17 protein-coding genes and 2 pseudogenes are annotated in these 19,988 nt (G+C 53.6%); 8 read left to right on the top strand and 11 right to left on the bottom strand.

Annotated elements, in window-relative coordinates:
- The first annotated feature begins 37 nt into the window (after positions 1-37).
- Positions 38-496, top strand: coding sequence for an Lrp/AsnC family transcriptional regulator (locus ACR3FC_RS10995; protein WP_480474860.1), 459 nt, complete (start codon positions 38-40; stop codon positions 494-496).
- A gap of 151 nt (positions 497-647) precedes the next feature.
- On the opposite strand, the gene ACR3FC_RS10990 is transcribed toward ACR3FC_RS10995, so the two are convergent.
- The 6 genes from ACR3FC_RS10990 to ACR3FC_RS10965 all read right to left on the bottom strand — a co-directional run bounded on the left by ACR3FC_RS10990 (position 648) and on the right by ACR3FC_RS10965 (position 8,128).
- Complete coding sequence (locus ACR3FC_RS10990; protein ID WP_480474859.1) at positions 648-3,440, bottom strand: bifunctional aconitate hydratase 2/2-methylisocitrate dehydratase; 2,793 nt, start codon at positions 3,438-3,440, stop codon at positions 648-650.
- Between the two features lie 921 nt (positions 3,441-4,361).
- Positions 4,362-4,871 carry an adenylate/guanylate cyclase domain-containing protein gene (locus tag ACR3FC_RS10985; protein ID WP_480474858.1) on the bottom strand — a complete coding sequence of 170 codons (510 nt, stop codon included), beginning with the start codon at positions 4,869-4,871 and terminating at the stop codon, positions 4,362-4,364.
- 289 nt (positions 4,872-5,160) lie between these two features.
- Complete coding sequence (locus ACR3FC_RS10980) at positions 5,161-6,078, bottom strand: NAD(P)/FAD-dependent oxidoreductase (RefSeq protein ID WP_480474857.1); 918 nt, start codon at positions 6,076-6,078, stop codon at positions 5,161-5,163.
- A 170-nt stretch (positions 6,079-6,248) separates the two neighbouring features.
- Positions 6,249-6,785 (bottom strand): hypothetical protein, encoded by a 537-nt coding sequence (locus ACR3FC_RS10975; protein ID WP_480474856.1) that lies wholly within the window; start codon positions 6,783-6,785, stop codon positions 6,249-6,251.
- Positions 6,769-7,539, bottom strand: coding sequence for a hypothetical protein (locus ACR3FC_RS10970; protein WP_480474855.1), 771 nt, complete (start codon positions 7,537-7,539; stop codon positions 6,769-6,771). Before ACR3FC_RS10970 ends, ACR3FC_RS10975 begins: the two co-directional genes overlap by 17 nt.
- Before the next feature lie 73 nt (positions 7,540-7,612).
- A complete protein-coding gene (locus ACR3FC_RS10965) occupies positions 7,613-8,128 on the bottom strand; it encodes a DUF805 domain-containing protein (RefSeq protein ID WP_480474854.1) in 516 nt (171 codons plus the stop codon).
- A 563-nt stretch (positions 8,129-8,691) separates the two neighbouring features.
- Between ACR3FC_RS10965 and ACR3FC_RS10960 the strand changes: the two genes are divergently transcribed.
- The 5 genes from ACR3FC_RS10960 (at position 8,692) to ACR3FC_RS10940 (ending at position 11,361) form a co-directional block, all read left to right on the top strand.
- Complete coding sequence (locus tag ACR3FC_RS10960; RefSeq protein ID WP_480474853.1) at positions 8,692-8,991, top strand: hypothetical protein; 300 nt, start codon at positions 8,692-8,694, stop codon at positions 8,989-8,991.
- Between the two features lie 363 nt (positions 8,992-9,354).
- Positions 9,355-9,654, top strand: a complete 300-nt coding sequence (locus tag ACR3FC_RS10955) for a hypothetical protein (RefSeq protein WP_480474852.1) — start codon at positions 9,355-9,357, stop codon at positions 9,652-9,654.
- A gap of 55 nt (positions 9,655-9,709) precedes the next feature.
- Complete coding sequence (locus ACR3FC_RS10950) at positions 9,710-10,324, top strand: hypothetical protein (protein ID WP_480474851.1); 615 nt, start codon at positions 9,710-9,712, stop codon at positions 10,322-10,324.
- A gap of 413 nt (positions 10,325-10,737) precedes the next feature.
- Positions 10,738-10,899 carry a hypothetical protein gene (locus ACR3FC_RS10945; protein ID WP_480474850.1) on the top strand — a complete coding sequence of 54 codons (162 nt, stop codon included), beginning with the start codon at positions 10,738-10,740 and terminating at the stop codon, positions 10,897-10,899.
- Positions 10,900-11,019: 120 nt separating this feature from the next.
- Entirely contained in the window at positions 11,020-11,361 is a 342-nt protein-coding gene (locus ACR3FC_RS10940) for a hypothetical protein (protein WP_480474849.1), read from the top strand.
- Between the two features lie 66 nt (positions 11,362-11,427).
- Here ACR3FC_RS10940 and istB read toward each other — a convergent pair.
- The 4 genes and pseudogenes from istB to ACR3FC_RS10920 form a co-directional block, all read right to left on the bottom strand.
- Positions 11,428-12,215, bottom strand: a pseudogene (gene istB, locus ACR3FC_RS10935) (IS21-like element helper ATPase IstB).
- The gene (gene istA / locus ACR3FC_RS10930) at positions 12,205-13,734 is read right to left on the bottom strand and encodes an IS21 family transposase (RefSeq protein ID WP_480474840.1); all 1,530 of its coding nucleotides are present in this window, start codon (positions 13,732-13,734) and stop codon (positions 12,205-12,207) included. The pseudogene istB and the gene istA overlap by 11 nt, the downstream one beginning before the upstream one ends.
- A 238-nt stretch (positions 13,735-13,972) precedes the next feature.
- Positions 13,973-16,051, bottom strand: a complete 2,079-nt coding sequence (locus ACR3FC_RS10925; RefSeq protein ID WP_480474848.1) for an autotransporter family protein — start codon at positions 16,049-16,051, stop codon at positions 13,973-13,975.
- Positions 16,052-16,513: 462 nt separating this feature from the next.
- A pseudogene (locus tag ACR3FC_RS10920) lies at positions 16,514-17,274 on the bottom strand (IS5 family transposase).
- A 246-nt stretch (positions 17,275-17,520) separates the two neighbouring features.
- Here ACR3FC_RS10920 and ACR3FC_RS10915 point away from each other — a divergent pair.
- Both ACR3FC_RS10915 and ACR3FC_RS10910 read left to right on the top strand, forming a co-directional pair.
- Positions 17,521-18,501 (top strand): AAA family ATPase, encoded by a 981-nt coding sequence (locus ACR3FC_RS10915; protein WP_480474847.1) that lies wholly within the window; start codon positions 17,521-17,523, stop codon positions 18,499-18,501.
- 80 nt (positions 18,502-18,581) lie between these two features.
- Positions 18,582-18,890, top strand: a complete 309-nt coding sequence (locus tag ACR3FC_RS10910; protein ID WP_480474846.1) for a hypothetical protein — start codon at positions 18,582-18,584, stop codon at positions 18,888-18,890.
- Positions 18,891-19,073: 183 nt separating this feature from the next.
- On the opposite strand, the gene ACR3FC_RS10905 is transcribed toward ACR3FC_RS10910, so the two are convergent.
- On the bottom strand, positions 19,074-19,694 hold the full coding sequence (locus tag ACR3FC_RS10905) for a sulfotransferase family protein (RefSeq protein WP_480474845.1): 621 nt from the start codon (positions 19,692-19,694) through the stop codon (positions 19,074-19,076).
- Between the last annotated feature and the right edge of the window lie 294 nt (positions 19,695-19,988).

Here is a 19,988-nt window from a genome sequence, read left to right as displayed (position 1 = left end):
AACGAAACATTCCGAGATACTTCCATTTGCGGGCCAAATGCTTCACCCTGCCGACATTGATATTTTGCGAGAGCTTCAGGCCAGTGGACGCCTGTCTATGCAGGAACTGGCTGACCGGACCGGGTTGTCGGCTTCGCAATGTTGGCGCCGCGTCCGTGACCTTGAATCGTCCGGGGTGGTTTCAGGGTATCGCGCGCAGGTTTCTGCCAAGGCAGTCGGCCTGAATGCCATTGCCTATGTCCACGTCGCGCTGAAGGACCATCAGGAGAACAGCATCTCGGCGTTTCTTCGTCTGGTCGAGACCGAGCCGCAAATCGTCGAGTGCGCCTCGATCACCGGGGATCACGACTTTATCCTGAAGGTTTACGCCAAATCCCCTGAGGATCTTGAGGTCTTCATCATGCAGCGCCTGTTGAAATCAGGGCTGGTCCGCGACACCCGCAGCAACTTTGTGCTTCGCCAGACCAAGACCCGCGGCCCTTTACCCATTCTTTGACAGGGTCCACCAAAACGGAACCTGAGCGGCTCTGTTAGCGGCATAACCCATCCTTTCTAAGACGTGGTGTTGAAGGGCGGGGTGTGTCACTCAGTTGGAAAAGCCCGGCCACCATTTATTGGCGGCCGGGCTTACAAGGATCAAAACGTCTTCAGAAGTGAGCCGATTTCGCGGTCGCGGGCTTTTCCATCGGCGGCGCGAACTTAGTCAAATCGATCCCCTTTACCGCCGACTTGTATTCCTCGGCGGTTGGGGTCCGGCCCAATATAGCCGAGAGCACGACAACCGGTGTCGACGCAAGCAGGGACTCACCCTTTTTCTCATCGGAGTCTTCAACGACACGACCCTGGAAAAGGCGCGTGGATGTCGCCAGAACGGTATCGCCTTTTGCAGCCTTTTCTTGGTTCCCCATGCAAAGGTTACAGCCAGGCCGCTCAAGGTACAGGATATTTTCGTATTCCGTGCGTGCCTTGTTTTTCGGAAACAGATCGTCGAATTCAAAGCCCGAGTATTTCTGAAGAATGCTCCACTCGCCTTCTTCTTTCAGCTCATCGATGATGTTGTAGGTCGGTGCTGCGACAACCAGCGGGGCCTTGAATTCGACAGTGCCCTGTTCCTCTTCAAGGTTCTTAAGCATCTGCGAGACGATAATCAGATCGCCCTTGTGCACCATGCACGACCCGACAAAGCCCAGATCGACCTTCTTTTCACCCTTGTAGTAGGAAACCGGGCGGATCGTGTCGTGGGTGTAACGCTTTGATACGTCAGCATTGTTCACGTCAGGATCGGCAATCATCGGTTCGTCGATCTCATCCAGATCAACGACGAGCTCGGCAAAATACTTGGCGTTTTCATCGGGCTTCAGGGCCGGCTTATCACCCGACCTGATTTCCGCGATCCGCGCATTCGCCTTGTCGATCAGACCTTGCAGCGTCTGGGCTTCGTTTTCCATGCCCTTGTCGATCATGATCTGGATGCGGCCCTTGGCGATTTCCAGAGATTCAATCAGCGTGTCATCTTCGGAAATACAGATCGACGCCTTGGCCTTCATCTCGGCCGTCCAGTCGGTAAAGGTAAACGCCTGATCCGCCAGCAAGGTGCCGATATGAACTTCGATGATCCGGCCCTGGAAGACGTTGTCACCGAATGTCTTCAACATCTGCGACTGGGTGGCGTGAACCACATCGCGGAAATCCATATGGCCTGCCATCTGGCCTTTGAAGGTCACCTTAACCGATTCAGGGATCGGCATCGTGGCTTCACCGGTGGCCAGCGCCAGCGCAACGGTGCCCGAATCCGCGCCAAACGCTACGCCCTTGGACATGCGGGTGTGCGAGTCGCCGCCAATGATGATGGCCCAGTCATCCACGGTGATGTCGTTCAGCACCTTGTGGATTACGTCTGTCATCGAATGGTAAACACCCTTGGGATCACGCGCAGTGATCAGGCCAAAGTTGTTCATGAACTTCATCAGTTTGGGAATGTTCGCCTGCGCCTTTGCGTCCCAAACTGACGCTGTGTGGCACCCGGACTGATATGCGCCATCAACGATGGGCGAGATCACGGTTGCCGCCATGGCTTCCAGCTCCTGCGCGGTCATCAGGCCGGTGGTGTCTTGCGACCCAACGATATTGACCTTCACCCGAGCATCCGAGCCCGCGTGCAGAACCTTTCCGTCAGCCATGCCAACCGCGTTTTTGTTGAAGATCTTCTCGACAGCTGTCAGGCCCTGACCCTCGTGCGAGATTTCCTTGGACGGAGCAAATGCAGATTCCAGCGCAACGCCAAGGGTTTCGGCCGCAAAGGTCTGCAGCTTCTTGCCAAAGACAATAGCGTAAGAGCCGCCAGCCTTGATGAATTCGACCTTTTGCGGCGTGAAGGACGACGATACATCGACAAGCTCTTTATCGCCTGCTTCGTTGTAAAGCTTCTTGTCCTTTGTGTTGATGGTCAGAACGGTTCCGGTTTCGACCGAGTATTTCTGTTCAAGGACAGGACTTTCGTCGTTGTTCAGGATCGGGTTGCCGTCGTCATCCAGCTTTTTGACCCAGTTCTTCAGGTCAATGCCGATACCTCCGGTCACGCCAACGGTGGTCAGAAAGATCGGTGAGATTCCGTTTGTTCCCGCGACAACTGGTGCGATGTTCACAAAGGGAACATAAGGGCTGGCTTGCGTTCCGGTCCACAAGGCGACGTTGTTGACGCCGGACATGCGCGACGACCCGACGCCCATGGTCCCTTTTTCGGCGACCAGCATGACACGTTTGTCCGGGTGTTGTTTCTGCAAATCCTGAATCTCGGCCTGTGCCGCCGGTGTGATCATGCATTTGCCATGCAGTTCCCGATCCGCACGAGAATGCGCCTGATTACCGGGCGACAGAAGGTCGGTGGAAATGTCTCCTTCGGCCGCGACATAGGTCACAACCTTGATTTCCTCTTCGATGTCAGGCAGCCGGGTAAAGAACTCGGCCTTGGCATAGCTTTCCAGAATGTCCTTTGCGATCGCGTTTCCGGCCTCCAAAGCAGACTTGAGGCGCTGGGTATCCGCATCATACAGGAACACCTGCGTTTTCAGCACCTCTGCCGCCTGACTTGCGATCGACGCATCATCGCCCAGCGCCAGATCCAGCAGAACCTCGACCGAGGGGCCGCCTTTCATATGTGACAACAACTCGAACGCGAAGGCCTGCGAGATTTCTTCGACCGAGGCTTCACCCAGTATGATCTCTTTCAGGAACCGCGCCTTTTCACCAGCTGCGCTGGTTGTACCCGGCAGCGTGTTATAGATGAAATAGGACAAAGACTCGGCGCGATGAACGTTGTCCACATCTTTGATTTGTTCAATGATTTCCTGAAGCAGCGCACCGTCTTCAATGGGTTTGGGGTGCAAACCTTGCTCTTTGCGCGTCTCGATCTCGTTCAGGTATTCTGTATATAGGCTCATGACGGTTCCGACCATTTAGCTGGTGCGCTGGCAGGTAATAAACCAGCGCCTTAATTTTGTATGCCGCGGTATACTAAATGCTCACAACTTGCAAGACTCTCTCCTGCGACCCTGTGTCCTGATCGAGGATGTATCTGTCGAAATATCTGTCCGTCATGCGTGATTTGTCTGTCGTGGCCAATTGGTATCAGCACACTGGTACCCTAGCCCCCAGTGGCGGAAATCAGTTCCTTGGCCAGTGGCAAGTGTGAGTAACCCAGCCGAGACGGTGTCAATCCCAATCGCAAAATCACCATATCATGAGAGGGGAAGATTCCAATGGACTGTCCATCATGCCCCCGCAACCAGACCGCATCTTCAAAAGGTGGCACATCTCCGGGTGCTTCCAGCCAAAGGTGGCCCTTGGCATATTTGCCATCCGAAGCCGCTTATCGCTGACTCATGCCCTCAGCACACGGCAAACGAACTTTACGATACAAATCCACGGTGAAGATCCTCCCTCCCTCCGTCAAAAGAAAGGGCAAAGCTGGACGACTTATTCGCGCCCGCAGCAGGGTCATCCCGCCGCTACTGTGGCAGGCTTTCTCACCGCCGTTCTCATGGTCGTCCGCCTCAGTGGAGCTGAACCTGTAGGTCGCTGCCTGTGCTCGCAGGAAGTGATCATATGCTCCTAGCATATACGGGCGCTTGTGGGCAGAACGAGATCGATCTTAACCTGTCTTATGCTTGGTGCAATTGAAGCTACAACGTTCTCAGAAATTTGACCCTGGAGGTCAAAAACATCGTCGCGCTTGCCATCGTATCGATCCGCCCAGTCATGCGATCCGGTTTGCGCGCCAATCAGCTTTCCAGTCACACCCAACCGGTTACCAACTCCACAATCAGAACCCTCCAGCACGTAGCGGACACCAAGTTCACGGCCTATACGACGCACATCAACAGAAAGCCCTTTGTAAGAAAAGAAGAGTTTCGGGCGACTACGAATGTCCAGGGCACTCTGGACAAGCTGGTAATAATGTCTTCGGTAATACCTTCTGCGAAATAGTCCTGCTCTGCGTCAGACGGCAGATTTTCAAACGCCAATACGGCCACTGGAGGTTTGTCAGGGCGAGATTGAGCTGCTGGGCGCGTGGTGACGAATGAAGTCTGAACAGAGTAGGCTGTCACAGTGCGCGCGATATTCTTCAGGTATTGCGATCCTATTTCTGCGAACGCAATATCCACCTTACCTATGACGTCTTCGTATACCCCCATTGAAACGATAATGCCTACGGGAGGAGCCAGACCTTCCAGCCGGGCCGCGATGTTGACGCCGTCACCAAGAACATCACCGTTGTCATCAAAAACATCACCCGCGTGAATTCCCATACGAAATTGAACCTCCGGGATTTGCCCGCGTGCCGCGTTCCGCTCAACCATCTGACGCTGCATCGTTTCCGCACACGCCACCGCATCCAAAACCGAAGAAAACTATGCAAAAAACCGTCACCGGTCTTTTTGAACAGGCGCCCGCCATTCAATCCGATATGCGGCTCCAGCGCTCCAAAGTTACCCTTGTTAGCGTGCAAAGTGGCCTGCTCGTCAGTACTGACAAGCGCGCTATAGCCAACAATGTCAGCTGCGAGTATTGCCGCTAGGTGTCGTTCCAAACAAAAACCCTCCCGCGCATCCAATTTAAAGAAGTGTCACAAGGATATTAGGGGCTTCTCGTACAAATCGCTTAGGCTACGTCTCGAAAGTCGGCCGCACGATAAGGCACAATCAGTTCAGAAATCGGCGCCAGGATACCGCGTTTGCGAAGTGGGTCCGCACTCATGTCGAGTAGGAGTTCATCGTGATAGTGGAACATGTGAAGCAGAAGTGTGGCGGAACGTGCCGGCCCTTTTGGCATCCATGATTGTTTCCAGGACTTGAGCGCATCGATATCGCTTTGCATGGCCTCAGCATCCGGTAGGAGCACACGACCTGCAACGACTTCCGCAAGCCATTTGGCCTGAAGCGCGAAGGTCGTCACACTCATGAAGGAGGACGCCCGACCCACGAATGCAAGGTTTGGCACCGAGGGGTGCAGGACATGCCGGTATAAATAGAACCCATCCGGCCCATCATCCAAAGAGTTGAGTATCGACTTCGGTAGATATGGGTAGCCGGTCTTCCAGCCCGTGCCGAAGACCACGCAATCGACCTCAAGAGAATCCCCATCCGCAAGGTCGATTCCGTTGGAAGAGAATGCACTCACACCTGTTCGATGTGCAGAAATCTTACCAGATCGGATAAAGTCGATGAGCTCAGGACGTGGAACCATAGTTACTTCCGTAAACGCGTCGAATTCGACAGGCGTCTCAGGCATCAGGGTCTCACCACGTGCGATTTGCGTTCGCAATCGTTGCTGGGTACTGAGCAGCAGTTCTACGATACGCCAGAACAGCCAGGGCAACGGATATCCTATTGAGTGGATAGCGCGCACGATTGGGCTGGGTCTCACATACGGAGGGATCAGGGCTGCAACAAGGCGTGTCAGCATTCCCCATTTGAAAGGAAGAACACCCAGCAATTTGCGCGGAACAGGCCAGTGTGCGGTTCGGAATACGAGGTGAACCTTTTCCGCGACACCCACAAACCGTGTAGGTGCGCTCATAACGCTGCATTCCCAACATTGATTTCATTGAAGAAAATCTTGGAAGCTTGCCCATAACTCTGCGCGGTATTTGCGCATAACTTTGCACGATTTGCCCATAAGTTTGCGTGCCACAGAGAACCCATCGAACAAACAGGCTCTCAGGCTTTTATACGGTGCCCAAATGCAGTTTACTCCCAATCGCCAGCTGACGAGCGCCATGTCTTGCTTTCCGCATCCCAAACATTGGCTGTGACGCAAGGGGTTGGGTTTATTCCGCCGCAATTGGATCCATGAATATCTGCGACGACAACGCGTTGGCGCCCAAAATCAACGACTGTCCAGCCTTGGTTGAGCAAGGAGTGCACCTCTTCGCTAACCCAAAAGTGCGACATGCATCCGCCAGTTCCGCAGTAAAGAGATGCGGCGCTCGAACACGCAAAACCAGCCTCATTCAGAACCCAGTCGCGTTGTAGATCTCCGTCGAGATCGACCCTTTCAACCGCGCCCCAGGCTATGTCAAACTGACCATCGTTGAACTCCGCGCAGGCTCGTGCCGCCAGATCAACCTTCGCCTGCAAACCGGACGGAAGTTGCGATACATCAGCCGCGACAGCTGGTGAGGTCCAAACAAGGCCCGAAGCAAGCATAACTCCGGCGAGCAAACATTTCATCTGACGCGCTATTTGGGAAGCTGGTTGGAAGGAGGTATCAATTGCACTGATCATACCTATAGTCCCCATATTCCAGCCAGTTTGCCGAGCCTTCGCTAAAAATCAGAAACTCGGACCTGTCCTCCCCAAGCAGGGCGACGACAAATCCGGCGGGCGGCACAGAGTTTCCAAAGTAACTGTAGGCCGTCATGGCTCTGATCGACTCGCCGTTGACCGTTACTCGCGCGTCCCACTCCCCCTCCGGGTTGTCCAGAATTACATATTCGATCTGGCGTTTTATCGCTCCGCCACCACAATAGACAATGCCTTCGGGTGCTTCGTAGGAGGCCCACTGGCTAGCACCTGAATCGCAGGCAGAACGAAGGGACCGAATTGCCGCGCCGGAACCTTTCAAGTCAAAGATCCCGTAGCTTACATCTTGATCAATCATCGACAGATTAACTGTTGCATTGGCCGCAAGCTGGTCCAGTACAAAACCATAGTCCTCTTGACTATTGAAACTGACCTCGACGGGATAGTTGTCGACGATCTGCATGGCAGCGTTTTCTGCGCCAACCTGAAATGCACCAACCTCGGTGGTGCCGTTCTTCAAAAAACGAATGGAGAGCCCCTGCTTTTCCACGATGTCCTGGCTATCCTCATATCCAGCCGGAGCAAAGCGGATACGATTACACTGAAGTTCCAGCGTCATGTTTCCGGTCTGAATAAAGGCATTGGGGTTGGGCCCGGAACTGAACGACCACTCCGCCGATGCCGTGGTTGCTATTACTATCATTAGCGCTCCAATGGAAATCGTCTTTAAACTCATTTTCTCTCTCCATTTTGTTGCGTTTCGCACTTTCATTCAGCAGAGAATCCGGCCCGCCGCCCCGGCCACCAGATCAGGAATCAGGTGCGCCGTATTCGTTTGCGCCTTCTTCCGAAGGTCGTGTCAGCCACCAGATCATCAAGATGGACAGAACCAATTGAAGAATTGAGACAACAACAATACCGGTTACGCCCAGGACTGCGGCGGGTCCTCGTAATGCATCGGGGTTTTCGGTCCCTTGCTCCAACACCGAGAAGAACGCCACCCCACCCAACATAACAAAAAGCGTTGTAATGCTGAGCGCCATCGGCAGCAGCAAATACCAGCCAGGTCGTCCTGTATCATGCAGCCTCCGCCAACCGGCGGCCAGCATAGGTATGATAACTGCAAGTTGGAAAACAAAGGACAGAACCCGAGATCCTTGCCCCGTTTCGGGGTTGGTCCCGAATATGATCGTATCCAGCACAGCTAAAGCAGCACTCACGAGAACCACAAACAAGAAGAACCACCAGTATTCTGAGCGTATAGCCCGACCGGAGAACTGGAAGTATTTCGAGAAACACGTTTTAACGGCTTCAACAAACCCCATTTTCAATCCTTTCTTAGTTTCTGTGCGAACTCAGAACGCGTCGCCGACCCAAAAGAACACATTCTCCCTTATGAGTGCTCCCACCTACCTTTTTGTTTAAAAGCAGAAGCCTATCGTACGAGAGCGTAAAGAAGTTTACAAAAAAAATTGATTTATGAAGAATAAGATTCAAACATTCGAATTCGACACAACTTTATTTTACCTCCGTTGTGGTCGCTGCTGCTCGCTGTGCCGAGCCCTTCCGACTGCTGGAGTGAGTGCTGGCGGTCGGAAGGCCTTCTACATTGATCGAGCGTTGGGAGGACGCGATGCTTGGACTTAACGAACTAGCCCTCCCTCCAGAGTTCGCTTTAGCTTTTTCCAGTGGCGCCATTCGGGCATCACGCGTTGTTGGCGGTCTCGGCAGTCAACGAAAAATCGTTCCGTCGAAAAAGCCCTCCGCGGCAGGTTTTGGGCAAGATAGTCACAGGGTCGAGGTATTTTCCATTGGCTGTCCAGATACGAGAGATTCAAACAAGCACATCCAATTTGATTAATTTCAACGAACCCAGAGGGAGAAGAAAATGACCAACAAGATGGTGAAGATTGCGGGCGCAACTTGTTTCGCACTGCTTGCGGCCTGCGACGATACGAGTACATCAAGCGCGCCCGCCGAGCTCACGCCGGCTCAGCAAGCATGTTTGCGAGATGTAGCTAGCACAACGAACAATTCGCAAGTCGTGGTGCTCTCATCCGCGTTTAGCGAGGCGGGAACACAAGTCACTGTCGGCGTTGGTGAGGATCGTGCTCCTTGGAATTGTATTGCCTACAGTGATGGAGCAACAGCTGGTATCGAGTTCCTGGGCGACGAAGGCGCATTGTGACCAGTCTGCTGCGTAGCCGAAAACGGCTGCGCAGCACTGGCTTGATCTGCTGAGGTTCGACTTGGTTTGTAGAACCACCATCATTGTATTCGCGATCCTTTACCTGTTGGCGTTGATTGCATTCTTGACGGGCACATTTGGCTGGTTGGGACAGGAAAGAGACCCTTTGTCCGGGGTGTTCCTTCTGCCGTTGGGGCTACCTTGGATACTTGTAGCGGACTCGATCTCAGAGGCGGCCAAACCGTGGTTCGCGGCGCTCGCACCGGTGCTCAACCTGTTGGCGCTGGTCTTGATTTGCAGATGGGCACACGGTTTGCGCCGGCAGTAATAGCCGCGCTTATCCTCACCAAAAGGGAGGAAAACATGGGAAAAGTGATCTTGGGTATTGTGATCGGGCTCGTCCTCGGCGTGGTTGGGGCGATGACCCTGGGTGGCGGCGCCGCGGTGGGTGTTGGCGTTGCGACAGGCTTGTCCGCCGGTGACTGCACCACATTGAAAGGAGCACAAGCTGAAAATCTGATCACCGCCGAGCAAGCGGATCAGATCCTCAATCGCGTAAATTCCGAGATGGCAACACTGCAAGGACTTGAAACGATAGACGAGGTCGTCGGCAGCGCACAGGCATGCGATGAGTTTCTATCAAAGTTGAGGGATGCGAAATAAGGTTCCTGCCCACGAGGAACAGAACATCAAGGATAGACCAAAAGAGGACCTGCTTGTGAAACGTAGTCTAATGAACCTTGTCACTCCTGTACTTGCGATCAGCGGAACAGCCGCGCTGGCCATGTCAGACGCCGACGACGCTTGCATCGACCATTTGCGGCAGGTTGGTGGACCAGACGGTCAATCCGGTACGATAGAAAGCTCAGAGTTCTCGGAAGCAGGTACGCTCGTCATGCTACGCGACGCAGGCGGAACGCTTTGGCGCTGTATCGCGTACAAGGATGGAAGCATTGGCGAGATGTCGGTTGTCGAGGCGATGGATGATGGCGGTGGCGCCATGGCAGGTGCCCCCGGCTCTACCGGTAACCAACGTGTCAAATTCGATGCCGGCTCCACTGGCGCCGAACTTGTTGGCCAACTCGCGCCCGGAGCGTCGCAGCAATACCTTCTCGGTGCAAAGAACGAACAGTTCCTTTACGTCCGCGTTGCTCCGCGAAATGGCTCCATGGACTACGTCATTCGTAACCCCGATGGTTCTGAACTGTTGGGATTGATGTCGGCGGACAATGAGTATCGAGGACAGCTTTGGCAATCCGGTGATCATGTTGTGGAGGTTATCAATCGCAGCAACTCTTCCGTCGACTACAACGTAATTTTCGGAATTGAATAGGTTATCGACCAGAAATCCTGGATCTCTAGTCCAATACTGCAAGGAGCGAAAAGATGAAATCCAAGGTCCTATTGGTGATAGGCACGGCGTGTATTGCTGCGCTCGCAGCATGCGATGAGAGTGGCGGATCGGTGGATGCAAGTGCACCAACTGTGGGCAGCTCTAGCGATCTTTCGTCATTTGAAGGGGCAAGAGCGGGACAGACTGAAATGGGCATCCAGAGTCTCGGATTTGAACTCATCCGAAGCGAAGGGCTGACCTCTTACTGGTTTAACACGGATACTGGTGCATGTGCTCGGATCACGACGTCTGAGGGAAGGTACTCAGATGTAACTATGCTGCCATCAGGTGACTGCTGACACATTGTCATCAATCTAACATCTGCAAAAGGGAGCTTTAGTTTGCATTACCACTTGGCGCATGCAGCGGTCACCATCGTCGCTCTAATTATAACAAACCTGGCATTGAAGTCGTCCGGCGTGATCAACGAAGAAAGCAACCACCAATGGAACTGGAAAGTTTTTCTGGCCTACTTCGTGGTCGTCTTTATCATCAACCTGGTGTGGCCAATTTAACGCTGCATGGCGGAAGGCTTATCACCCACTTGAAATGGATCTCGAGAATGAGCCGCTCCAATAGATTACAAAGTGGGAAGAGTTTGAGCATAACAGGCTCAAAAATAGAAAGGAGCTGGCATGCGGTTATTGACGTCACTGATATTCATTGGTGTTCTTGCAACTACTGCAAATCCTGACGTAACCAGTCGAAACGGTGGCCCAAGCAACAGTCAAATGCTTTCAAAGGGTGGCGACGGAGGTGTTGATGGCGTCGCTTTCTTTCGCCCGGTCTTGAGCGGAGTTTTGTATCGCTCTGGCTTCAAAGGCGGTGACAAGGATCGAACGGGTCTGAGTAACGTTCAGCGCGAAACCCTGTGCGATGAGGGGTTTTCAACCGGGTTTTATGCGGACTTCGGCAAAAACACTCAATACGGTCGCACCAGTTGCGGAAACGGATCTTTCGACTATCAAAGCTGTTGATTTCCGCTGAGAAGTGACCCGGTATTTTCACCGAGATTTGACCCACCTTTGTTTATGTCTCAGCGTTTATGTTGTGGTCAATGTTGGCGTTTCCTTTCTCGTTTTCCTTGCTTCAGAACTTGCCTTGAAGCGGTAGCTGTCGTTACCGGTTTCGAGGATGTGGCAGCGGTGCGTGAGGCGGTCGAGGAGAGCTGTTGTCATCTTTGCATCCCCGAAGACCTGCGCCCATTCAGAGAAGCTGAGGTTGGTTGTGATGATGACGCTGGTGCGCTCATAGAGCTTGCTGAGCAGGTGGAATAGCAGTGCGCCGCCGGATGAGCTGAATGGCAGGTAGCCGAGCTCGTCGAGAATGACCAAGTCGACCTTGGTCATCATCTCAGCCATCTTCCCGGTTTTGCCTAGCACCTTTTCCTGCTCCAGCGCATTGACCAGTTCCACTGTCGAATAGAAGCGGACTTTACGCCTGTGATGTTCGATGGCCTGAACGCCGATGGCAGTCGCGATGTGGCTCTTGCCAGTACCGGGGCCGCCGATCAGGACAACGTTCTCTGCATTTTCCATGAACTCTCCGCGGTGCAATTGCCGGACAGTGGCCTCGTTGATCTCACTGGATTTGAAGTCGAAGCCTGCGAGGTCTTTGTAAGAGGGAAGCGCGCCACCTTGGTGTGATAGGCGATTGACCGCACCTCCCGCTCAGCGATCTCAGCTTTGAGAAGCTGAGACAGCATCGGTGTTGCGGTCTCGAAGGCGGGCGCGCCCTGAGCGACCAGATCCTCTACTGCATTTGCCATGCCATACAGCTTGAGGCTGCGCAGCATGATCACGACGGAAGCTCCTGCTGGATCATGACGCATGGCGCTTCTCCCCGGTTTGTCTCAGATCATCGTAGCGGTCCACGTTTGCCTTCGGGGTCGTTTCCAAAGCCAGCGCATCTGGTGGGTCGATCTCTGGAAGGTCTGTTTGCTTCTTGTCAATCAAGCGGTGCAGCAGGTTCAGGATATGCGTCTTGGTAGGAACCCCGGCTTCCAACGCCAATTCTACGGCGCGTAGAACTGCGTCCTCGTCGTGATGCAAAACCAGTGACAGGATATCGACCATTTCCCTGTCACCACCCTCTTTGCGGAGCATATGATCCTGGAGTCGACGGAAGGCATCTGGCATCTCTGTGAACGGCGCACCGTTACGCAGAGCACCCGGTTTACGTTGGATGACTGCCAAATAGTGACGCCAATCGTAGACCACTCTGCCAGGCTTGCGATGTGACCGCTCTATGATCCGCTCATGTGAACAAACGGTTTGGCCCTCAGCCACGATGACCAGACGTTCGGGGTAGACATGCAGGCTGATACGCTGGTTGGCAAAGCTGGCCGGCACGCTGTACCGGTTGCGTTCGAAGGTCACCAGGCATGTCGGCGATACCCGTTTGCTGTGTTCGACAAATCCATCGAAGGCGGGCGGCAGCGCCATCAACGTGGGCTTCTCAGCTTCCCATGCATCAGCAACAGTACCCGGCAATTCCCGGTGCTTTGTCTCGGCCCATAGGGCGACACAGCGATCCTCAAGCCATTGGTTCAGCTCGCCCAGATCCTTGAAGATGGGCATGACCTGCCACAGCCGGTTGCGCGCATCGCGGACGTTCTTCTCGACCTGACCTTTCTCCCAACCCGCAGCAGGGTTGCAGAACTCTGGTTCAAAAACATAATGGCTGGCCATGGCCTTGAAGCGGGCATTGATGTCACGCTGCTTGCCTCGGCCCACACGGTCCACGGCCGTCTTCATATTATCGTAAATCCCGCGGCCGGGAACGCCACCAAACACGCGGAACGCATGCCAATGGGCGTCAAACAGCATCTCATGCGCTTGCAACGGATAGGCTCGCACGAGGAAAGCCCGGCTGTGTGAGAGTTTGATATGGGCGACCTGAAGCTTGACCCGATCTCCACCGATATTGGCCCAGTCTTCGCTCCAGTCGAACTGGAACGCTTCACCCGGCTGGAATACCAGCGGCACGTAAGTTCCGCGTCCCGTCGTCTGTTCCGCACGGTGCCGATCTGACCGCCACGTCCGCGCGAATGCGGCAACACGGCCATAGGATCCTTCATAACCCAGCTTCACCAGATCAGCATGCATCTGCTTCACCGTGCGCCGCTCCTTGCGGGGCTTGCGTGTCTGGGCGAGCAGCCAGGCAGACAACCGATCCGCATACGGATCCAATTTGCTAGAACGCGGCGGTGTCTTGAACTTCGGTTCTACAGCGCCTTCGCGTAGATACTTTTTGATGGTGTTGCGAGACAGCCCCGTGCGCCGTGAAATCTCGCGAATTGGCATTTTGTCACGCAATGCCCAGCGTCGTATGACACTCAAAAATCCCATGTCGATCACTCCAAATCTCCCCAAACGAAAACGTCGGGGCAATGTGCTCACATGGGTCAATTCTCAGTGAAAATTATCTGGCTTACCGGCTCACTTCTCAGCGGAAATCAACAATCACGGCTTTATGTTTTTAATATCCCCAAATTTTGATCGCTAGAGAATGAAGCCCACATCGCCACGATAGCTTCCGCAAGTTGTTGCAGCTAGCTTACCACTCCTCTTCGTTGGTCCACCCTAATCAGAACCGAACACTTAAGTTTGCACCGAGGCCATGCTCTTGGCCGTTGGAGCGAACTGAATAGCCATATCCTGCCGTTAGTCTGGCCAGATCAGAGATCTGATAGCCCAGTCCAAGCCCGAGAACGAAGCCATTTGCTCCTCGATTTTGTCCGACTTGTGTAAATGTTCCGAACAATGGACTTGTAACTGTGATTCCGTGCTCACTATCCTTGTTGGCAAAGAAGTCATATTCATACCGGGCGAAGGCGATTGGGGTCAGCAAACCACTCTCTGTCAAGAAGTCCCGTTGGTAGTCAACTCCAATGGAGGCGACCAGAGACTCTGCGTTTGCTTTTTCAATCGAGTAGTTGAAATCACCACCGCCGGTCTCTGTGCCTGAACCTTGTTGAATACGCCCGTAGTTCACTCCAAAAACCGTAGAAACCCTTGCACCGCTGTCCAGGTTAAACAGCTTCCGTGCCTGGATACCGGCATGGATGCCCTCTTGGTCCAAATCAGACTTTGCCTCGCCTCCCGTAAAGCCATCAACAGAAGGGTTATTCCGCTTGGCGTCGGTTTCACCGAACATGTAACCGATCAGTCCGGAGAACTCCCAAGTTCCGGTTGTTGTACGCCCATAGACGCCCACATGATAGCTGTCGGTCGAAAAATCCTGATCGACTTGATCGTGTTCATCCATGGAGGATGTCCCAAAACCTGCGTAGACGCCGACCACACCTCTATCGGTGCTTGCGACATCCGCTCCGACCAAAATGGTGCCCAGCGAATAGTCGAATGTCCCGAGGCCGTTACTTCCATCAACGTCTCCGCTCACATAGGCCGTGTCGATCCACCAGCGCCGATCAGAGCAGTCTATTGCGCCGCTCGGGCTCTGGGCCAAGTCGATGTCGCCTGCTGCAACGGGTTGATCCTCATTGCTGAAGCCAACTGCTTGATACTTGCGGCAGTCAGCGTGGCTCAGCACTGTGTTAGTTATCAGGTCAAGTTGCTCCAGCCCCACGGTCAAATTAGAGGAATAGGGTTCTGCGTGCACACGATTAAACCCAGCCAAACCTGAATTGGTAAGCGTGTTAACGGTATTACCCAAGGTTGAGCCATTGGTCAGATTAGTTCCAGGTGACGTGTTTGTGGTGTTAGCCACCGCACCAGCAAGGTTGCTTGCATTGGGAGATCCAACAACTGATGGATGTTGCGGTAAACTCGAGACGGGGAGAGTCGAAAACGTTATGTCGATTCTACCGTCTGCGGTTGGCGTGTTTGAGATACTCAGACTGGATAGGGCGGGCAAAGATCCTCCGGCAACAAGAGTTGGGGAGTTTCCATCGAAACTCGAGGCTTGAAAAACCGTGTAGTCGTTGCCAGCTGCATAGTCCTGCGCAGTCAGGCCGGGACGAGCGGCTTCGACTTGTATGGTGGCGCGGTTAATCCCTGTCACGGGCCCGCTGGATGACACCAAGTCGACTTTCTGACCGGCCGTCGGATCGACTTCGCTCAAAAGTCTTGACCCAGTTTCAAAAGCGATTCCGCCACTATTGTTGAGCGTACCAATTGAAAAGCCCGGCGAAAGCACCCCTCCGTTCTTAACTGTGAAGTTGAATGCGTTCACGCTTCCCGTTCCGGCCAACGTGCCAAAATTCTCAAAGTTTACGGTGTTCAAACTGCTTGTGGTATCGAGGCGAACAGTCGTGCCTGCGGCTATCGCCATATCGCTGGTTGAGAAAATCGAACTATTCGTCAGTGTGAAATCAGAAGCCTCAGCAACCCGAGTCTGAAAATAGTAGGCTCCGAAAACTACTTCGGTGGCTCCCATAACGGTCAGGTTGTCATAGGTTAGCGGGCGGTCGGACTGGAAGTAGACTTCAGTGGGGTCGATATTCGCGCCGTTGAAGGGAGCGAACGTCATTGATCTGCCGGAACCAATCGAAGTTCCAATGAGGTTCACTCTGAGCTTCCCGTTGATGTTTGTTGCCAACGCTTCCCGGGAGACAAAGTCTCCGCTACCCGCCGCGACATCGACATTCAAAAGTGTTAAAACTGAAGCATTGCTTGGAACGGTATTTTGGCCCGGAACATACAACTCAATTTCACCTGAGGAAGTAATTGAGGAGTTTCCAATTGTAAGTCCTGTAATGGGTCCGTTTGGGATCGGGAGACACGTGCGTTCCGTCGTTGAGATTGTTTGATTAACGCGAGTGCTTTCAGATCCAGAAGAGTACTCAATTCGAGGAGAACCCAATTCCACGCAGGCTTGTGAGCTTTGGGCTTGCGCGCTGGCGGATAGTATCAAATAAATTGAGATCAATGAGCTGAAGCCCACCAAAATCTTGTACCGTGAAACTCGGCTTAGACTTCCAGCGCTACAAATTGACAACTGCCTGGTCCCCGTATGAATTAAATGAGTCGAATCCACCTTAAAGCTCAATGAGAACAATTAAGAAATTTTGTTCTTGTGGGAAATTTTCTGTGGCAATTGAGCAATTCTAATGAACAACAAGGACTGCATCGGACTTCGCGCGGCCGATACCAATTTTTGCTTAGGTCATGTTGACAAATGGCGAAACCAAAGTCGGATGGACGTTATATCGATGAATCCCAGGAAGCTTTCTGCGGTCTTGTCGTAGCGGGTTGCAACACGCCGAGCGTTCTTGAGCTTGTTGAAGCAGCGCTCGACCCGATTTCGCAGACGATAAAGTGAGCGGTCGACGCCAACGCGCATCTTTCTGGTTTTCCGCATGGGAATCTGGGTCATCACATCTCGATCATTCATCTTTTTGTGTATTTTGTCAGCATCATAGCCGCGATCTGCTAATAACACGCGCGGCTGAGGCAAATTATCTGCCATGACCAAATCGAAACCACGATAGTCAGATGTCTGGCCCGGTGTGATCTCGGTCCTCATAGGCAAGCCGTGTGCGTTTACGAGAAGGTGGATCTTGGTCGTGAAGCCACCTCTCGAACGGCCAAAACCCTGTCGCGGAGTCCCCCTTTTGCACCCGCTGCCTGATGATGGGCGCGGATTACGGTGCTATCGATCATTTGCAGGGCGTCTGGCACTGCTCCACTTCGGTTCAAGGCGTCCATAATCTCTTCCCATAACCCCGCCAGTGTCCAGCGCCGAAACTGTCGGTAGACGCTGAACCACTTGCCGAACTCTTCCGGCAGGTCGCGCCACGGAGCCCCTGTCCTGGAAATCCAGAAAATCCCATCAAGAACAAGGCGGTGGTTGATAGGCTTGCGTCCATTCGGGGCGCGGACAGCCAAGATGAACCGCTCAAAGAACGCCCATTCCTCGTCCGACATCAGGTCTCGTGCCAAGCTGGTCTCCGTCGTAGATACCAGCTTGAATCATGCCCGCCGACTGATGTGAATCCCTTTTGTCAACATGACCTAGACGCGTTTAAGGTGATCAAATGCCGAGGTGCTGAAGCAGTATGCTATGCCGACACGGACGATCCAGATTGGCGCCAAACCGAAATCGACAAGCTGAAATCAGACGATCCGATCCCGACATCTTTCGCGGCATATGCAATCAACCAGATGCCCAGCATGGATGTCTGGCACCAGGTCGCTGGATTACTTGTCAAAAACTACCAGACGAAGTTGGCAGAGGATCGTGAGTCTGGAGAAGATCCCGATAAGCTCGACGCGGGTTACCTCATCGGCCAAAGCGACTTTGACTACCTGCCGCGCAATCTCAAAAACGAAATGCCAAAACACATCCGGGAGTTGGTTGAATGGAGTGGCCAGTTCGCGCGCCTCAAAGTTCCGGATCACCTTGAGAAAGTTCGCTTGCTGACAACAAATTTCCCACACTGCAAGCGGGCCGTCGACGGTATTGTTCACGACATCGAATTGAATTGGGGCATGGGATCAGATGTCATCCGGTTCCGACCGACGCTTTTGGTTGGTTCTCCTGGTATCGGCAAAACCAAGTTTTCGAGGGAGCTTTGCAAGACACTTGGGCTATACGCCCAGTCTGCCAATGTGGGCGGTATTTCGGAAAATCATCTGTTCGGTTTGTCCGCGGGGTGGCATAGCGCTCATCCGGGCATTGTAACCCAGGCTGTCGCTTCGGCACGCGTTTTAAACCCTGTCATTATCCTGGACGAGATTGACAAGACCCATTCCGGCAGAAACGGGGATATCCAGGGTGAACTCCTGGGGCTGTTGGAGCCCGAAGAAGCCAGGCGTTACCGGGAAAAATACCTGACCACCGAAGTCGATGCATCACATGTGAACTGGATCTTCACCGCAAACGTGCTGAACAAGATCTCGGCGCCGCTGCGGAGCCGTTGCAAGGTCTATGAGATCCCGCAACCGACGCAGGAGCAGGTGCCTGCCATCATCAACAGTCTCGTCGGTGGATATGCGGCGGACCACGGTCTCAGGCGGGAGTTCTTCTCGCTTGATATCGGCGAGGTCGAAGCACTGGCTGACACGTACAAGGTGCATAAATCCATCCGCATTCTGGGGCGTCTGGTACACGGATACCTCCATGAGAAATCGATAGAACTGCCGTCTGCATGATCCGCGCGGCGAGGAAGCAATTCAAAGTGCTCTCCCGGCAAAACCGAACGAGAGCACATCAGAATAATAAGGATAAACCTATGACGTCATCAAAGCCCGATACGGTAACCAAACCTCTCCAGTTCATGGTCTCGGAGGAAATATTCGAGCATTTTGGCGCACTGGCCGTCCAGTTTGCAGGCCATGGGAAAGGAGCCAAAACCGCTCTCTTTCTCGAACTAATCGCCTTCTATGAACGCACCCCGACGAGCGAAACGGCAAAAGTGGCTGAACTCGAAGGCGAGCTTCGTGAAGCCAGGGTGCAAGAGGAAGAACTGGCGGCGGAACTGGAACGAATGGTCCGTCGGCAAAATGCGTTACTGGATCTGCTCGCAGAGCAAAGTGTGTGAGGAATACCGGGCTATCGTCGTGTATTGAATGAAAGTCTACAGAGCGCATCAAATCTTACGCTGCACTCTCCAAGATCTATGCCCACTTTTCAGCCCGAAGCGAACCTTCAAAATCCGACTTTGCAATTCTCGTGTTGCGGGACGAAGCTGCCGCAGACGCGACCTGACAGCGTGCTTTGCGGACTATTTTTGCAGTTCAATATTATGCTTCTGAAAGTCTGTCGTGGCGTTTGTATGCGGATAGGTTTGATCCGGCACAGATACCCCGAGGAACTCACAGAGCGGCTCCCATCCTGAGCCAAGTTCATACACTAGCAGACGGTCCGCCGGGATCACAGACTTCACCTCGGCAACATGCGTCTGGAAGTCTTTTATTGCGCGTTCCTCAGTGTCGAAGCGGTCGCCCAGGAAGACATCCACGAACTCCTGGATTTGACGCATATGTGCCGCCTCCGGCGGCATTTCGGTTTCGCGAAAAACCTTGATCGTCTTCGAGTAGGACGCGTACCAGTCCTCCGGATCACGAACCGACAGGATTACCTTCGCGTTCGGATAGCGTTCAGCCGACTCGCGCCAGAGATGGGCGCCAGGCCAGTCGACTTGGGACCGGTAGCCGTCGAAAAGCAGGTCGAGATCAAGTGGCGACCCACCACAAAAATAATCATGCCATGGACCCGCTTTCTCCGGATTATCCCGGATCTCATGCATGTGGTGGCAAGGTCCGAAGCCGAGAACCGCCAATGCTTCACGGAGGGAGTCCGTGCCAGTACGCCCGAAGCCGGCGCCAATAATTTCGAGAGCCATCAGATGAAATCCTTGCTGCGATGTGAAAGCTTTCCCCGAACTACAGTGCGGCCCGAAGTAGTCTCTGGCAATACCCCACATGATGTAAGTTGCCCGGTGCCCACCTGAACTGGATATTCACGGCGTCAAGGAAATGACCGCTCTGGGCTCGTAGTCGACCTCCGCTACCTCCCGTGTCTACGACTGAAGGCAGCCCAAAGCGGGCACTCGAACGGTGCTACATCAGACGGTGCTGGAACCTAGTATCAGGTTTCACATCAATGAGGCGCTCAAGACCTACGTCCCGCAACAGAT

Source organism: Ruegeria sp. AF3, from assembly GCF_056536285.1.
This window is presented reverse-complemented; position numbering and strand designations above follow the sequence as displayed.